This window comes from Hoylesella timonensis S9-PR14 (assembly GCF_000762405.1).
Classification (GTDB): domain Bacteria; phylum Bacteroidota; class Bacteroidia; order Bacteroidales; family Bacteroidaceae; genus Prevotella; species Prevotella timonensis_A.
Genome location: NZ_JRPQ01000067.1, coordinates 1 through 17,701, shown reverse-complemented (window position 1 = coordinate 17,701; position 17,701 = coordinate 1). Strand labels below are relative to the sequence as shown.

Sequence of the window (17,701 nt, the reverse complement as noted above, 5' to 3'; positions counted from 1 at the left end):
TGTCCTATTATTTTACCAAAAATCGACCATTCAAAATCTTCAAAATAGAAAAAATGAATAGGCAAGCGGTATGCAAAAATACGCTGATTTGAGCAAAATAAACGTCTTTTTAAGTTAGGACATTGACTTCACGCGCTTGGAAACACGCTTTAGAGGTGTTATTCACATACAGTAGCAACATTAAAGCATGCAAATACTGAGCTTAACTCAATGGGTTAGTCGCCAAGAAAGGGTGAAAAATGGAATAAAAAGATGCGGACTAAGCGTAATATCTTCAATAACAATGAATTACAAACCTCGCTCATTTTCAGAGTATTTGCAACCAATTTTGCTGTTGGTTGTAAATATGCGAGTTATGAGAGGCTCTTTGTAAAGAAAATTCAGCATTTATTTTCCTTCCATACTACTGGCTGAAAACTCAAAAGTTCTCCACCAACTTGACCTTCGTGAGGGGGTTCTTTACTTATTTCTTCAGCGTGTTTACGTTCTTTCAGATAAAGTTTCGTCGCAACAATTTTGTTCCTTTCGTGCTTTTTGTTGTCAAAATAGCAGTCTTCAATGAATGAATTTTAACTTTATTCATATTTTTGTTAGGGTAAAACTGTTCTTGCGTGTTATATATACAGAGTCCTTGAATTAAATATGGAAAATATAAACAATCAATTGTCAAATTTGGCTTTTCGCTTTTTCGAAGGTACGCTCACCAACGAAGAGGAGAGGGAACTATTCGCTCTTCTCGACGGAAATGATGCACAGCAACAGGCGTTTTACGAGTTGGAGCAAAAGTGGAATGACAAACATACCCCTTCTTTAGAAACAGATAAGCAGTGGCATCAGTTTTGGGATGGAATAGAGAAGTGCAAAACTCTAAAGCCAAAGAGAACTATCATCTCACTGCGATACAAACTTGCTGCAGCTGCTGTCCTTTTGGTATTGGTTGCTTCATTGTGTACCTATTTATTAATGGGGCTCAATCAAAATAGCAATGCCTATTATACATGTATTGCCCCGCTCGGTGGAAAAGCCGAAGTGGTGTTGCCAGACGGCTCGCATGTCTGGCTGAATGCAGGCTCGCAATTGCGTTATCCAGCTTCATTTGACACCAATAATCGTGAAGTACAACTCACAGGCGAGGGCTATTTTGAGGTTGCTCATTGCAACCATGCCATGTTCACCGTGAACACGAAGTGGTATGATGTAAAAGTGCATGGAACCAAGTTTAATGTGACAGCCTACGCAGATGATCCAGATGTGACGACCACATTGTTAGAGGGAAGTGTTGAGATAAGCAACTCTAAACATAACCTCATGATGATACCAGGAGAAAAAGTCGTCTTTGATAAATCTTCAGGAGTGTTGCAAAAAACAAAAACATCTGTAAGGTCGAATGCATGGGTACAGGGAAACACAGAATTTGAAAGTATTACGTTGGCAGATTTGGCTAAAATACTGTCACGGAGATTTAATGTCAACATCAAGATACAAAGCCCTCAATTGAAAAACGAAAAGTTTGCCATTGTATTAAACAATGGTGAAAACTTGGATGGTATTCTACAAGGATTGGAAAAAACCATCCCCATAAAGGTGGTTCAAAAGGGGAGAGATGTCGTTATTCAAAGCCTCTAATCTTCATTGCATCGTTGCCTAATCAAATTAATAACCAAATAAATTAACTCTAACTAAAAGAATAAAAAAAACAGTAAGAAACCATGAGAGAGAAATACTTGTATTATTCAATTCTCGTTGCACTCCTTCTGTGTCCATTGGGCATCTCTGCTCAAACCGTCACAAAGGTTTTCAACAAAACGCCGCTGAAGACTGTCCTCAAGGAAGTTGAACGGCAAACGAAGATGTCTATCATTTACAATGTAAGTGAGGTAAATGGTCAGAAAAAGATTACCGCTACATTTAATAACGAACCTGTGGCAAAAGTGTTAGACAGAGTGCTCGATTCTTCTTTAGATTACTCTATTGAGAATAAGATGATTACCATTTATCATCGAAATAAAGCACAAGAGAAAGCAAAAACAACGCCACAAAACAGAATCGGGCAGTCACGCACAATTCAAGGTACTGTTGTTGATTCCCATGGAGAACCTCTCATTGGGGTGACGGTTCGTATAAAGAACGCACAGACAGGTGTCGTGACAGACATCGATGGCAAGTATTCATTGGTGACTAAGGAAACAGCTCCAACACTGGAATTTTCTTACATCGGTTATACACCTCAAAGTATTGTCGCACATAACAACAGGATTAATGTAACGTTGAAGGAAGAGAGCAGCATGCTCAACGAGGTGGTGGTGACCGCCATGGGTATTCAGCGTAAGGAGAAATCGCTGACCTATGCCACACAACAGGTAAAGGCAGAAGATTTGATGCGTGTACAAGACCCCAATGCAGTGAACTCTTTGGAGGGTAAAGTGTCGGGCGTCGTTATCACGCCAAGTGCCGGTGGTGCCGGTGGTGCGTCCAAGATTATCCTCCGCGGTAACAAGTCGGTGTTGGGAAACAGCTCTCCACTTATTGTATTGGACGGAGTTCCAATGAGCAACGGTACGCGTGGGCAAATCAATGGTTCGAACATTGAGTACGCAGGTGTTTCTGAAGGTGCTGACCCCTTGTCGATGATCAACCCTGACGATATTGAGTCGATGAACGTACTGAAGGGTGCCAATGCTGCCGCTCTCTACGGTTCGGCTGCCGCTAACGGTGTGGTGATGATTACGACGAAGAAAGGAAAGCAAGGAAAGCTATCTGTAAGTGTTACTTCTAACATTACTTTCGACACGCCGCTGCTCACACCAGAGATACAAAACGTCTATGGTGCACGCATCAAATCAGCTGGTGGTCTTGATATTGGTAGCTGGGGAGACAAGGTGGCTAACCGCCCTGCAGACCAGTTAACTTTGCAATCGTCCTTTGACTCTTCTGCACCATTCGAATCAGGTTTTCTAAATACCGTTCATTTGCGTAATGCTGCCAAGAACGATTTGGACGACTTCTATCGCACGGGTACCACGATCAACAACTCGGTGTCGTTTTCTGGAGGTACAGAGAAGATACAGAGTTACTTCTCTTTCTCTAACTCGCACGCCAACGGTATGCTGGTTAGCAACTCATACAACCGTAATACGGTGAATTTCCGACAGTCGTACAACTTCCTCAAACGACTACACATCAATACCGCTATCAACTATATCCAGACCATTACCAACAACCGTCCTGGTGGAGGTACAGTGATGAACCCTGTGTACCACATGTACACAGCACCACGCAACTTGGACATGGACTACTATCGCAACCATTACTATCGTGAAAATGGTACGTGGATGGCGAAGAATGTTCCTGCATACGTACAGCAAAATGGTAGTATTTACGAGCTTACCACTACTGATTTGACATTCAATGGTCCGATGCAAGACTGGGCATACTTGGAGAAGAGCCAGAACAACCCTTACTGGCTTACCCGTATGAATAGTACCAAGCAGCGCACCGACCGTGTGTTTGGAACGGTGAGTGGTAAGATTGACATTTATGACGGGTTGGATTTCCAAGCACGTCTTAGCATTGACCACACCAAGTACGACAACGACGGAAAACGATACGCTACCACCTTTACCCCCGGAGGTATTGAGCCTTATGGTATCTATTCAAAGACTTTGGACCGTACTTCGGAAATTTATACCGACTACTTGCTGTCTTACAACAAGACATTTGCAGATACATGGAGTGTATCGGCAACAGCAGGATGGGTGGCTCACTTAATCAGAACAAAGTACCAAAATACTTATACCACTGCAACTCCGAAGGATGGCAACAAAATTAGATTCTCTAAACTCGTGAACTATTTTGAGACCGATGCTGCCACAGCAGGCGAAACACGTGCTTCGGTAAGCACCAACTGGGACAAGGCTGCCCTGTTCACCGCCCAACTCGGCTGGAAAGACATGGTGTACTTTGATGCTTCCTATCGTCAGGACTGGTATCGTGCCTTCAGACAGTTCAAAGATCGCGGCACATCTGCGAGCTATGGTTACTTTGGCTTTGGTGCCAATGCCATCGTTAGCTCTTTAGTAAAGCTGCCCGAGGTGATTTCTTACTTGAAATATCGTGCTTCTTATTCAGAGGTAGGTAACTCTATTCCTAACAAAGTATTAGCAAGATCATCACGTGACACGTTCACTGGAGCCGTTCCACCGTCACCATACTCGTCATTCAAGAACCCTAAACCCGAGAAAACTCGCTCATTCGAGACAGGAATTGAGTCGTCATGGTTCGGCAGTCGTCTCGACTTCGACTTCACGTTCTATCACGCCCTCTCTACCGATCAATATATGGAGGGAGCCAATGCTTCTGGAAAAATTGAGCCGATGAACTCTGGAAAGATTAGAAACATGGGTGTGGAGACAACCCTTGGTTATAACTTCCGCTTTGGAAAAGACTGGCGTTGGAAGACTTCTTACAATCTGTCGTACAACGATAACGAAATTATGGAAACCACCTACAACCCCGATGGCACCGAGAAGTTGGTGTTCCAGGATGTGGCTGAGGTGCGCGTAAGATATAAGAAAGGTGGATCGATTGGTGACATGTATGTAACCGATTACAAGCGTAATGCCGACGGAACACTCGTTACGACGAAAGACGGAAGACTGAGCTTTGAGTCTGAGGCTTCTAAAAAATACACGGTATATGCCGGTAACATGAACTCCAAGTGGCAAATGGGTTGGAGCAACACCCTTAGCTATAAGAACTTCCAGTTGTTCTTCCTTATCAATGGTCGAATTGGCGGTAAGGTGATTTCGCTCACCGAGTCGTACCTTGACAACTTAGGATTGTCACAGCGTACCGCAGATGCACGCTTGTATGCTGAGCAACACAACTTGATGGCCAATGGACAATTGGCAATGCCTCTGCCCGATGGTAGTGGTCGACTTGTTCCCATTGAGAGTTATTACACAAGTATCGGTGGTGTGAAGAAGAGTCCATTGGAGTATATCTATGATGCCACTAACTTCCGCTTACGCGAGTTGTCTATGGGCTATACGTTCCAAAATCTCTTTAAGAGCAATGCCAGCCTCAATGTGTCGTTCATTGCACGCAACTTATTCTTCTTGTACAAGAATTCACCCGTTGATCCTGATGTATCTTTGTCAACTGGCAACGGATTAGGTGCGTTCGAGATGTTCAACATGCCTTCTTCACGCTCGTATGGATTATCAATGAAACTAACATTCTAAACAATCGTTCAAACAATGAAAAGAATACAATATATTGCAGTAGCAGCACTTACTACAGGGTTCATGACCCTGCAGTCGTGCTTGGATTTTGATGAGCCGACCGATGATTTTCGACCAAACGACATCACTATTGATGAGGGAGACATCGTGGGTGAGGCAGACTCTGTAAATCTCATCAACTATAAAGCGTTGTACACAGAGGAGCAAGTAGATGCAGCAGCCAAGAGTTTGGATAAATATTTTGGCATGTTGAAGGCAGCTCAGTACTGTATGCGAGGTGGGAAGGAAGGACAATATCCCGTTTCCCATGCTTACCAGCGCTATTATACGTTGCCCGATGTGTACGCACAATATGGTGTTGTCCCACATTCCGACTTCGCTTTTGCGAGTGAGTTGATATCTTCCTATCATGCCAGTCAGGATTGGATCGCTGGACCTAACGGTCAGTTTATGGGAGCACGTACCAGTTTGACACCGCTGCTGAATCATAAATCTTCCGATTCCATTCCTGAAGTGAAGGCGATAGCCTTGTTGTTGTACAACTATGCAGCGATTGAGAATGTAGACATGTATGGAACCATTCCTTACAATGACTTCAAGGCGAACAAGGTAGACCCACCTTTCAAGTACGATGACATGAAGACTATCTACACAGGTGCCGAAGCCAATATTGATACCATTGTTAATTGTCTACGCTATTTTGACAGCAAACCTGCGTGGTATCAAGCCAAGGTGAAGGACATTGTCAACAAGTTTAGTGAGATAACGCAAGACAAAACAAATGGTGTTAAAAACATGGAAACATGGGTTCGCTTTGCCAATTCGCTGAAGTTGCGCATGGCGATGCACATGGTCAAGGCAGAACCTCAGTTGGCACAAAAGTGGGCAGAGGAGGCTGTGAAGAGTGGAGTGATTGATGATTTGAAGTATGAAGTAGCACTTTTCCCCTCGCAGTATGGAGGCGTACATCCTTTAGTAGAAATTTCTGAAAGCTGGAGTGATATGCGTTTTAGTGCTTCGTTCATTAGTCTGCTGAAAAGTTTGACACACCCCTACCGTTTCTCCCTTTGCATGCGGAACAGTGGAAACCTGAGCAATGGCCAAGGAGTCACCCTGCCAGCCGAAACAGATCAAGTAGGTATCCGTTCTGGCATACACACGGGGAAAGGACAGTCCTACGGTTCTAACCAGTTTATTGGGTTCAGCCGAATCAACAAGATGCTGATAGAGAAAGCACCTTTGTACCTCTTTAAGTGGGCAGAAATTGACTTCCTGCGTGCAGAAGGTGCCTTACGAGGATGGGACATGGGTGGTAAAGCCGAGCTGTTCTATACCAGAGCTATTGAAAATTCTTCCATCTTCGAACCAGGATCTGAACTTTATAATTCCTTTAAACCAGTACTTTCGCAATATGGAAGTGTGGAGAAGCCTGTTGCTTATACGTATAAAGACCCAACAGGTTCATCACCAGATATGGAAGGCGTGACGAAGATTGGCGTCAAATGGAATGAAGCCGATGACAAGGAAACGAAGTTGGAGAAAATCATTACGCAGAAATACATTGCACTCTTCCCTAACAGCATGGAAGCATGGGGCGAAATGCGACGCACTGGTTACCCCAAGATGTTCCCCGTTCTTAACGTTGAGGAAGGAGACGGCAGTTTGAAACCTGGCAATTTGGTTCGACGCATTCTCTTCCCCAATAGCGATGATGCTTCGTTGAAAGACATTCAGGCTACTGGATTGAAAGCCTTGGGCGGTCCCGACCAACAAGCTACGCGTGTATGGTGGGATGTGAAAGGTAAAGGAAACTTTTAACTTATTACTAATATGGTGATAGGGAACTACCGTCTGTTCGCTGAAAAGGATCAGACGGTTCCCCTCATCAGTAATTTAATATTTATAACTTAATCAATAAAACAACCAAATCTATGAAGAAAAGATTTTTACCCCTGATGCTTTTGGCTTGTTTGGCTGGACCTGCAAATGCGCAGTCTGGCATGTCGCCAACGGCAACATCCACGATTTATGATTTCGCTGGATTTAATGAGGTTACCCTGTTGAACTTATTTGACAAGGCTTTACAGAAAGGACGCAACTATCCTACTAAGGAAGAATTTGCAGCTGCAGGTATTCAAGCTTCTGACATTGCTTTTGTGCGTTCGCACGTCAAGCAGCGTGCCATCTTGGATCGTAAAGACCGTTTGGTGAAAGACACCTACGAGAAACGTAACCTGTTTATGAACATTCCGAGCGGTTCGGGTAAGGGTATCGGTGGCTATCCATCGTCCAACTTTGCCAATGATGTGTTCTCTATGTGGAACTACACCAACCTGTTTGGTTCCTGGAACCATGGTTTGTTCCAAGCTCCGGGAGCATGGACAGATGCGGCACATAAGAATGGTACCGACATTATGAGTGGTATCAAGTTTTTTGAAAGCTGGACAGCAGGTTCAGGTGATGGAGCTTATGTAAGCTTTATCCAAACAAAAAACTCGGATGGCACCTACAAGTATGTTAAACCCATGCTCAACTGTCTGCTGTACTTCGGGTTCGACGGTATCAACTACAACTGGGAGGATAACTCTTACTCTAATTCTGATGTAACAGGTTTCCATAAAGCTTTGTACAAGGAAGCAGAAAAGATGGGCTTCAAAAACTTCCATGCTGCTCTTTATACACAAGGCTCCAGCCTGTCAGATTATGCAGTTGATTATTTATACGGAACAAAAGCCAATGGCAAGACTTTCGACTTGTTCCTCAACTACTCTGGAGGTGATTTCGCAACCAGTAATTATGAAAGCTCTGTAAAGGTTGCAGAGCAGGCGATGGGAACCGCAGAAGGACTTTATGGAGGTGCTTGGATTGTTAGTATGAATCGCACTTGGCAAGGGTTGGTAGGAAAACCAGAATACGATTTTTACACGGGTGGCTACAAATACATACCAAACGAAACCGTGAAGAAAATTGGTATCTGCCTTTGGGGAGAGCATGGCGATAGCCGTTTCTGGAGTTACAACTCTGGTTCGGATGCGCTGAATGCACAGTACAACTACCAACGTTTGTTGGAGCGTGGTTTCTCTGGCGGTAACAGAAATCCATCGAATCGTCCCGAAATAACAAATGCCGGACATGCGTGGGAAGGAGAGGACGCGTTGATAAGGTTCCATGGTTTGGCTTCGTTCATTCCAGAGCGTTCTGCAATACAGGGCAATCTTCCTTTCTTGACACACTTCAACTTAGGTAATGGAGAGCGTTACAACTATAAAGGTAAGAAAACGGCTGGTACATGGTACAACATGGCGAACCAAGATGTAGTGCCTACTTATCGCTGGTTGGTTTATGGCGAAGGAACAGAAACTGTTTCAAATGCTTTGCAGCCAGAATTTACACATATCGACTCGTATAACGGTGGCTCATGCTTACTGTTGAAAGGACAGTCCGCAGCACAGGGTGTTGATGTAGTTCTGTTTAGAACCGACCTTAACGTGAGTGCGGCTAATCCTATTGCCAAAGTTGCTTTGAAGACAAAACAAGCTGGCGAATCTAACTTGTATTTGATTGTAAAGGTAAACAATCAATGGAAAGAGGTAGCAGTAGGTGCTACTGACGACAAGACATGGCAAGAGAAAAAGGTGAGCCTGCCTGTTAACATGGGCGACCGAATTACTCACATTGGTTTGCGTGCCAAGAACGTAACAGACAAGTATAATGTGTTGGTAGGTAAGCTCGAACTCAATGACGACGTGAAGGCTACACCTGCTAATGTAAAGAATCTCATGGTAGAAGTGAAAGAAGAATCACAGAAGAGCCTTTCTGCAAAACTGTATTGGGATGTAGACCATTCTACAGGTGTACGTGCAGACTATGGCATGATTTACAACTGCGAGGCTAACATCGACCACTTCGAGATTATGTATAAGAATGGTAAAGACGGTCGCATTTCAGAGGTAGGTCGTACCACTCAGTGGGGTACCTACGTTCCAAACATCGTATTTGCCGATGCTAATGAAAAACCATTTATCGGTGTACGCTCTGTATCAACAGACTTGAAGACTTATTCTCCTATCGAATGGGTAGAGATTACGCGTGCCGACGCTTCTCAATTGCCAGAAGAAACGGTTGGTGGAACAGATACTTATGGAATTAGTAAGATTAATCCGAATGCCGATGGATTCAAGACAGCTGTAGAACAAAGATTTTTGACAAGCGTTACAACTACAGGTGCTGTAAAAGACTTGAATTATACAGCTACGGAATCGCCACGCGATAGCTCACAGTATGCAAATGCTCGCGACCACAAGTTGGTTGTCAAGCAAGGACAACAGATTACGATGACCTTTAAGGCTCCCAATGAAAAAGACGGTTTGAAGTGGTGCTTTGCAGGTGGTTGGTTAGACTTAGACGGAAGTGGTACATTTAACTATCCTAAGGCTCCAAAAGACGACCCTATGGGTGAGCAGATTTTCTTTGCCGGAAAGATACGTGCGGCAACTCCTGAGATACAAGATCCGAACGGCTATACATTTAAGTTTACAGTACCTCAAGATGCTCACGTAGGTACAAGTCGTTTGCGTATTGTGTTTGCAGATGCTTGGTTTGGCGGAACTTTCTTGCCAACTGGCTTGACTGCAAAAGGATTTACTATCGACTTTGATGTGGAGATACAAGGTGAGAAGAACGGACAGCGTCAATATGTGGATACACAACATGATCAAGGTATTGCTGACCAGCCCGAGGGTTTATCAGGAACTGATGGCGTAGACAATACCGTGTTTGCTGGTGGTGTTTCTAATGTGACAGTAAATGGCAATGACATTCTCTTTACCAATGTGGAGAAGGCTTGGATTTACACCGTTGACGGAAAGATGGTACAATATCTTACAAACCCAACATCACTTAGCCGAAACGAGCTTCAAGATGGTGTTTACCTTGTAAAGATGCAAAACAAGAATGTCATTAGAACGGAAAAGTTAGTGATTAAATAATTCACATAAAACTTTGACCACATGAAAAATAACCGTTAGGTAGTTGGTAGAACTTGAATGCGATGAGCAACAACAATGTTGAGAGTTCCAATTACCTAACGGTTTTTTGTTAATCTAAATATCAAAACCAAAATGAAGAAAATTTTATTAGCTGCTGCAATATCTGTGGCAAGCACAGCCCTTTATGCCCAACGGACGCCTGAACATCCTTTGGACATTAAAGATGCAAAGTTTGAAAACCTGATTAACTACTTGGATCGGTGGAATGCAGGACAACAGCCAGACGGCGTTTCTCGCATGGACGATGAGTTTTTTATCTCTCGTGTCAAGCCGAAAGAGCGAATCAAGGACGGTGATTATTTGGCAGTAGACGGTGTAGACTCCAATCGAAAAATGTGTTTATGGGTTCCGTTGGACGACCCTACGGTAACTTGGAAGTCGTTGCCAAGATATTGTTTCGAGGGCGATAACTTTAGTTTGTGGTCGTATGTTGACATTCATGGCAACTGGACATCGCCATGGTTTCGCTCTACGGCAGGCATCTCGGATGTGGCTGCTAAGAATGGTGTCAAGGTAGGATGCCTATGGTCTATAGGTTGGTCGCAATCTGTTTATACCACACCATGGTATGGATTTGGGGACGAATCTAAACTGATGCAGAAAGTCACCGAGAAAAATAATGACGGTACATTTAAGAATGCGGAGCGATTGGTGAAGTTGCTCAAATACTATGGCATCAATGGCATTGGCGTCAACTCAGAGTTTTATTCAGACCAACAGTCCATGGTTCAAATACAGGACTTCTTTAGAGCGTGTCATCAAAAAGGAAAAGAATTAGGCTGGGACTTTCAAGTATATTGGTACGACGGTACTAATGACAATGGACAGATTACGTTTGATAATGGGCTAGGATCACACAACCAGCGTATGTTTGGCGATAGTCAGAATGTTACCACGGACATGCTCTTCTTTAATTATAACTGGGACTCCCAAGACCTGACCGACTCGGAATACAAAGCCAAACAGATGGGACGTAGCAGTTATGACTTGTATGCTGGCTTCGATATTCAAGGGCGCGGACTTACCACACGAGGTTATAGTCAAAGTTGGGAAATCTTAAAGAATAAGAAAATCTCTGTGGGCTTCTGGGGTGCACATGCACAAAGCCTCATTCATCAGAGTGCCACCGATAATGGTACCTCGGACATTGCTATTCAGAATGCATACCTGCAAAAGCAAGAGTTGATATTTAGTGGTGGTAACCGCAATCCTGTGGTTCGTCCAAGTATCAACAACGGTTGTAACCTGTCTAATGCAAGTCTCAAGAACTTCCATGGAATCGCAGAATTGGTATCTGCCAAATCTACCATTCAGACAGTTCCGTTCGTTTCGCGGTTTAACCTCGGCAACGGTTTGAAGTTCCGCAATGAGGGCGAGGTGACATTTGACCACAAATGGTATAATCTCAATACACAAGACTTGATGCCAACATGGCGTTGGTGGATTACTGACCGTAACGATCAGGCAACAAACGCCAACCTTTCAGGATTGATAAAAGCCGACTTAACCTTTGATGAGGCTTATTTCGGTGGTTCGTGTCTATCTCTTCATGGCAATACTAACTTCTCGCGCGTGAAGTTGTTCAAGACACTCCTAAAGGTACAACCCACTTACGAATTTTCTATTACTTATAAGTTGACAGGTGAGGACAAGAAGAATACACATGCGAAACTGTTTGTGGCGCTCAAGGGTAAAACCAATGAGTACAAGGAAATAGACATACCAGCAGCCACTAAGGCTGGCGAATGGAACACATTCACTGCAACCATGGAAGAACTTCAGATTCCTGCCGAATCGGAGATTGCCATGTTGGGTATCGCTGTTGAAAATACTCCTGATGACTACAATATGTACGTGGGTGAAATGGCTGTGCGCAATCCTGCACAAACGTTCAATACACTGAAGCCAAAAATCAAGGAGACACAATTGTTACGTGGTCGCTATAATGCATTAGATTTCAAGGTGCGGTATGCCAGCAAGGAAGAAACGGGTGATACCAAATACTATAACGATGATGTAGATACTTGGTATTATGAAATTCTCTTCCAAGAAGAGGGACAGTCGCAAATGGTGCTGACGGCAACCACCTCATGGGCAGGTTATGTAATCGATGCTCCTTTGGTGAGTCGTGAAAAGAATCGCAAGGCGCGATTGGGTGTTCGTGCAGTGGCACCTGATGGAAGGATGAAATCGGACATCTCATGGAGCGAATGGTTGGATGTTCCTTATAATAATCCTCTCTCTACCATGGTTATTGACAAGCCTGTTGTTAAACCGAATGAACAGTTTACTATCAAACTTTTGGACGAGTTGGCTGATCCATTGGCAGAAATCAAGATTGTTGACCCGAGAACAGGAAAGACCATGGCGTCCGTCACCAACGCAACGATGATTCAAACAACAGTTCCTACCATTGGACTTTACGATTTGCATGTGAAAGACGGCAAGGGACAAGAAAAAGTAACTCGTGGCTTTGTGCAAATAACTCCCGAGGAGACAGGTGCTGTTCCACAGGTTACAGCGGTTACTGCCGATAAGGAGAATGCAAAGACCAACGAACAAGTGAAGTGGACATATACATCAAAAGACGGTGAGGGTAAAGTGTCGCGCGCTATTGAGATAAGAGATCCACAGATGTTCATGATTCCCGGTGAGATACAACAAGGCAAGACTTATACCTATGCCTTGTGGTTCAAGGTAGACAAGTTTGCTCACGACAAGCAGGGTACAAACTTGATTAACAAGAACACGGTAGCCGACAAGTGGCCGCACAATAACTGGGGTGACCTTTGGGTACAAATCCGTCCTGAATGGAAAGGCAACACTAAGCATCCTGCCAATGAGGTGTCATTCAACGTCATGGGTTGGGAGGCTCACGACAATCCTAATGAACAAATGATGTCTACAGGCTACAGCATCACACCGCGTATTTGGAATCACATTGCCGTGACGCAAAATGAGAGCGGACATCAGGTGATGTATTTCAACGGAAAGAAAGTTGCAGAGACAGATTTCTCTCCAAGTCTTCGTCGTGAAACACGTAACGATAGCCGCATCAACACCTCGGTAACAGCCAATATCTTTATCGGTGGCGGTGGTGTGTATAAGTCAGGCTTCAACGGCTGGATTGACGATGTACAGGTTTGGGACAAGGTTTTGACAGAAGATGAAATCGCTCAAGCAATGAATGGCTATCAAAAGGATGCTGTACCTGACCACTTACAAGGCTATTATACCTTTGAAGAAAGAACAGAAGACAGCGTATTCCCCAACTGGGGCAAAGCTACAGGCAAGGATGGACAAGTGGTGGTAATGGATGGCAGCGGTGGCGAGAACACCAGCAATGCTTCTTATAAGAAGCAATCATCCATGAACGATGCTTTGGGCTATCCTGGCATTGTAGGTAGCTTGGATGTAAAAACCACCCCAGTGTGGACTCTCGATCAAGCTACTGTGGTAGGTGAAGAAGGTAAGACAGCAACTGTTACTTATGCGAATGCAGGTAGTTACAGCGCTGTGATCAAACTCATGAACCGTTGGGGCGAAACATCTGCAACCTCTGCCAAGACTGTTGAAATTGCTGAGTCGACAGGTATCGACAACGTCAACACGGAGGTTGAGCTGGCTGTTTATCCAAATCCGTTTGCTGAAAGTGTTAATCTCCGATTCGCACAAGGTGGAACTTATAAGATCAACATCCTCAATGCAGGAGGCATGTTGTTGCAACAAAATGTCTTCGATGCTGGCGCAGGACAAGTGGCTAATATCCGCATCAATGGTGCTAAGGGCGTGTATTTCATCCAAGTGATGAAAAACAATCAATTGTACAAATCAATTAAAGCGATGAAGCGATAATTGGTTCGCATCAAATATCTATGATAAAAAGGCTGGGCGGTTTTCGCTCAGCCTTTTTATCATCAAGTTCATTCGTTTTCAGTCGTTCGATAGAAAGTGTCTATGATATTTTCACCATAGACGCACTGATGAATAAGGGTTGAATCTTGTGGTACACGGGGAGCTGGGGTGCCTTGTGCTACGGTGATAGGTGCTGTCTCGATGCGAATTTCGTCCCATAGATTTGCGTTGATGAAACTCTGCAATGTGGTGGCACCACCTTCCACCATCAATGATTGTAGGTTGCGTTGATATAAATCGTCCAACAACTCGGGTAAGGAGATGCCGTGATGTAAGACAAGGCGCAAGGGTGATGGACCGCTCCATTCACGCACATTGAGCTGTGGATGTTCGCGTTCATCGGTTACACGCCCCACCAAAATGGCATCGTATTCGCTGCGTAACTTGTGTACGAGCATCTTTGTGAATGGCGATGACAGTGCAATGGCACGCCCATTGTCATCGATAAAGCCGTTGGCTGTTTGTGCCCATTTCAATAAGATATACGGTCGGTGAAGGGTGTTGAACACATTGAATTGACGATTTAGCAGCTTGCACTCTTCTTCTAACACACCGACCGTCACCTGAATACCCGCCTTTCGTAGTTTGTCGATACCTCTGCCTTGCACTTTTGCAAATACGTCTATACATCCGCAAACTACTCTCTTTACTCGTTTCTCGATGATGAGGTCAGCGCAAGGAGGCGTTTTACCATAATGACAGCAAGGCTCTAAGCTCACATATAACGTACTTTCGGGCAACAGCTGCTCGTCTTGTTGCCGAACAGCAGCAAAGGCATTGACCTCGGCATGAGCTTCACCATATTTGATATGATAGCCCTCGCCAATGATTCTGTTGCCACATACGAGCACAGCCCCCACCATAGGGTTGGGTTTTGCCAATGCTCGTCCCTGTTTCGCCAGCTGAAGGCAGCGGCGCATGTACATTTTGTCAATGGCATCTTGGTTGATATTCATATTTTTATTATTTTTGTTGTCATGAAAAGTTATCAGCAGTTGTGGTCGCAACTCACGCCCTTTTACGATGAAACCGAAGCAAAGGCTTTGATAAGAACAGTACTTGAGGTGCGTTATGGCATGTCACTGACCGATATTATTTGTGGCAAAGTTAGTGAATTATCAACAGACGAACGCCAATCGCTGCAAGAAATCATCTTGCGTCTGCAACGCTTTGAGCCTGTGCAATATATTCTTGGAGTGAAAGAATTTGGTGGGCGCACCTTCCATGTAGCTCCCGGAGTATTGATTCCTCGCGATGAAACGGCGGAATTGTGCAGGTGGATTGTTGATACCATACAAGACTCGAAACTGAAAAATCCTACCATCTTAGACATAGGAACAGGCTCGGGGTGCATTGCCATTACGCTGAGTTTGGAGATACAGCATGCACAGGTTGCAGCCTGGGATGTTTCCACGACTGCTATTCAGGTGGCAAGTCAGAATGCAAGAGACTTAGGAGCTACGGTTTCAATCGTATGCCAAGATGCACTGAATGCACCAAAAGATTCGATGAAATGGGATATAATAGTCTCTAACCCTCCTTATATATGTCCTACGGAGGCGGAAGAAATGGAGCCGAATGTGCTTTCGTATGAACCGAAAGAAGCACTCTTTGTGCCAGAAAATCATCCTCTGCTTTTCTATGACGCCATTGCGCATTATGCCAAGACGGCTTTGAAACCACATGGGAAATTGTATTTTGAGATCAATCCTCTCTATCGAAAAGCTGTGGTGGAAATGCTTAAAAACAAAGGATTCATCGATATTATGATTCGAAAAGACGCCTTCGGGAAAGAAAGAATGGTTTGTGCAACAGTGCCAGACAGATAGCAAATGGATTACAAGGAATAGATATGTTAAAAGAAAAGAAGCAGGTGACAGAACAGGAGGCTTGGCAGAAATTGTCTAATTGGTGTGCCAAAGCGGAGCATTCAAGTGGCGAGATGCGACAAAAAATGATGAGGTGGGACATTGCCGAAGATGCGCAAGAAAGAATACTTGAACGTTTGGTCTCGGGTAAATACATTGACGACGAACGTTTTGCACATGCTTACGCACACGACAAACTAACTTACGACAAGTGGGGAAGGCGGAAGATAGAGCAAGGTTTGTATCAAAAGGGAGTCTCAAAAGATATTTATGGCAAAGTTTTGGATGAGATTTCCGATGAGCGGTATATCGAGGTATTGAAGCCGTTGCTGTCGAAAAAGTGGAAAACCATTACAGGGCGCAACGATTATGAGTGCGCCATGAAACTCATGAAGTACGCTTTGGGTAGGGGGTTCGAGCTGCCTGTGATACGCAAGTGCATTGATGACATGGAGATACCGACGGATGATTAGCTTTTTTAGTCGACTGTTAGATATCTTAGCTCCACGCTCGTGTTATGTCTGTGGAAGAAGGTTAGCTGTCTCGGAGCAAGTGATGTGTGCCTCCTGCAATCGACATTTGCCACGCACACATTTTGAACTCAACCCCTACGAAAACGAAATGGCGAAATTGTTTTGGGGACGTATTCCCATTGAGCGCGCTGCAGCCTTGTTTTATTATTATGCACAGTCGGAGGTGAGTCATGTGATTTACGCACTGAAATATGACTATCATCCCGAGGTAGGTGAAGAATTAGGACGTATGGCCGCTGTGGAGTTTGGAGCGGCTGGATTCTTCGAAAACATCGATTTCATCGTGCCAATTCCCTTAACTCGCTCCAGAAGAAGAAAGCGCGGGTACAATCAGAGCGAGGAGATAGCTCGAGGGGTGAGCGAAGTGACTGGCATCCCTATCTTAAAGAATGTGGTTCGGCGCATTCAGTTCTATGGTAGTCAGACTCATAAGAATCGTTTGGAACGAGTAGAGAATGTAGAAAATGCTTTTGAACTCATCAATAGCAACCTGATCGTAGAGAAACATGTCCTGCTCATCGATGACATTGTAACTACAGGTGCTACCGTCTGTTCTTGTGCCGAAACTTTGCAAAGGGACGGAAGGGTCAAAATAAGTGTGTTGGCTTTAGGGTGTACAAAGAAATAAGCACTGCCTATCCGCAAAATTCTCTATTCTCTATTTGGATAATTTTTACCATTTTTGATAAATCTATTTCGTTGTTTTTGTCCTCTTATTTTACCAAAAAACGACCATTCAAAATCTTCAAAATAGAAAAAATCAATAGGCAAACGACAAGTGAAAATGGGATGATTTGAGCAAAATAAACGTCTCTTGAAGCTAAAATATTGACTTAACGGTCTTGGAAACACTCTTTAGCGGCGTTATTCACATACAGTAGCAGCATTAAAGCATGCAAATAGTGAGCTTATCTTAATGCTTTAATCGCCTAAAAGTGGTAAAAATCGGAAAGAAAAGAGGCGACATAAACGTAATGCCATAAATAACAGCAACTTACAAACATCGCTCAAAATTCGCGTATTTGCGACCCACTTTGGCGTTGGTTGTTTTCACGCGAGTTATGAGAGGCACTTTGTAAAGAAAATTCAGCATT

At 44.0% G+C, this 17,701-nt stretch carries 9 protein-coding genes; 8 read left to right on the top strand and 1 reads right to left on the bottom strand.

All coding sequences use genetic code 11. The annotated features are described in order from the left end of the window. The first annotated feature begins 642 nt into the window (after positions 1–642). From HMPREF9304_RS03795 to HMPREF9304_RS03775, 5 genes are all read left to right on the top strand, one after another. Positions 643–1,626: a FecR family protein gene (locus HMPREF9304_RS03795; RefSeq protein ID WP_036926591.1), complete on the top strand. Its 984-nt coding sequence runs from the start codon at positions 643–645 to the stop codon at positions 1,624–1,626. 83 nt (positions 1,627–1,709) lie between these two features. Next, positions 1,710–5,243 carry a SusC/RagA family TonB-linked outer membrane protein gene (locus tag HMPREF9304_RS03790; RefSeq protein WP_036926590.1) on the top strand — a complete coding sequence of 1,178 codons (3,534 nt, stop codon included), beginning with the start codon at positions 1,710–1,712 and terminating at the stop codon, positions 5,241–5,243. A 15-nt stretch (positions 5,244–5,258) separates the two neighbouring features. Next, positions 5,259–7,061, top strand: a complete 1,803-nt coding sequence (locus HMPREF9304_RS03785) for a SusD/RagB family nutrient-binding outer membrane lipoprotein (protein ID WP_036926588.1) — start codon at positions 5,259–5,261, stop codon at positions 7,059–7,061. 113 nt (positions 7,062–7,174) lie between these two features. Next, positions 7,175–10,231 carry a T9SS type A sorting domain-containing protein gene (locus HMPREF9304_RS03780; protein ID WP_036926586.1) on the top strand — a complete coding sequence of 1,019 codons (3,057 nt, stop codon included), beginning with the start codon at positions 7,175–7,177 and terminating at the stop codon, positions 10,229–10,231. A gap of 132 nt (positions 10,232–10,363) precedes the next feature. Next, on the top strand, positions 10,364–14,146 hold the full coding sequence (locus HMPREF9304_RS03775) for an endo-beta-N-acetylglucosaminidase (RefSeq protein WP_036926583.1): 3,783 nt from the start codon (positions 10,364–10,366) through the stop codon (positions 14,144–14,146). A gap of 68 nt (positions 14,147–14,214) precedes the next feature. Here the strand turns inward: HMPREF9304_RS03775 and ribD are convergent, their stop codons facing one another. Continuing rightward, positions 14,215–15,162: a bifunctional diaminohydroxyphosphoribosylaminopyrimidine deaminase/5-amino-6-(5-phosphoribosylamino)uracil reductase RibD gene (gene ribD, locus HMPREF9304_RS03770; protein ID WP_036926582.1), complete on the bottom strand. Its 948-nt coding sequence runs from the start codon at positions 15,160–15,162 to the stop codon at positions 14,215–14,217. Between the two features lie 21 nt (positions 15,163–15,183). Between ribD and prmC the strand changes: the two genes are divergently transcribed. The 3 genes from prmC to HMPREF9304_RS03755 are packed head-to-tail and all read left to right on the top strand — an operon-like array spanning position 15,184 to position 17,235. Continuing rightward, a complete protein-coding gene (gene prmC, locus HMPREF9304_RS03765) occupies positions 15,184–16,035 on the top strand; it encodes a peptide chain release factor N(5)-glutamine methyltransferase (RefSeq protein WP_036926579.1) in 852 nt (283 codons plus the stop codon). 23 nt (positions 16,036–16,058) lie between these two features. Continuing rightward, the gene (locus HMPREF9304_RS03760; protein ID WP_036926577.1) at positions 16,059–16,547 is read left to right on the top strand and encodes a regulatory protein RecX; all 489 of its coding nucleotides are present in this window, start codon (positions 16,059–16,061) and stop codon (positions 16,545–16,547) included. After that, a complete protein-coding gene (locus HMPREF9304_RS03755) occupies positions 16,540–17,235 on the top strand; it encodes a ComF family protein (protein ID WP_036926574.1) in 696 nt (231 codons plus the stop codon). Before HMPREF9304_RS03760 ends, HMPREF9304_RS03755 begins: the two co-directional genes overlap by 8 nt. The last annotated feature ends 466 nt before the right edge of the window (positions 17,236–17,701 follow it).

What these genes read in the sequence shown, in the direction of transcription:
- HMPREF9304_RS03795 (WP_036926591.1), top strand. Translation starts at nt 643, where the DNA reads ATGGAAAATATAAACAATCAATTGTCAAATTTGGCTTTTCGCTTTTTC.
- HMPREF9304_RS03790 (WP_036926590.1), top strand. Translation starts at nt 1,710, where the DNA reads ATGAGAGAGAAATACTTGTATTATTCAATTCTCGTTGCACTCCTTCTG.
- HMPREF9304_RS03785 (WP_036926588.1), top strand. Translation starts at nt 5,259, where the DNA reads ATGAAAAGAATACAATATATTGCAGTAGCAGCACTTACTACAGGGTTC.
- HMPREF9304_RS03780 (WP_036926586.1), top strand. Translation starts at nt 7,175, where the DNA reads ATGAAGAAAAGATTTTTACCCCTGATGCTTTTGGCTTGTTTGGCTGGA.
- HMPREF9304_RS03775 (WP_036926583.1), top strand. Translation starts at nt 10,364, where the DNA reads ATGAAGAAAATTTTATTAGCTGCTGCAATATCTGTGGCAAGCACAGCC.
- ribD (WP_036926582.1), bottom strand. Translation starts at nt 15,162, where the DNA reads ATGAATATCAACCAAGATGCCATTGACAAAATGTACATGCGCCGCTGC.
- prmC (WP_036926579.1), top strand. Translation starts at nt 15,184, where the DNA reads ATGAAAAGTTATCAGCAGTTGTGGTCGCAACTCACGCCCTTTTACGAT.
- HMPREF9304_RS03760 (WP_036926577.1), top strand. Translation starts at nt 16,059, where the DNA reads ATGTTAAAAGAAAAGAAGCAGGTGACAGAACAGGAGGCTTGGCAGAAA.
- HMPREF9304_RS03755 (WP_036926574.1), top strand. Translation starts at nt 16,540, where the DNA reads ATGATTAGCTTTTTTAGTCGACTGTTAGATATCTTAGCTCCACGCTCG.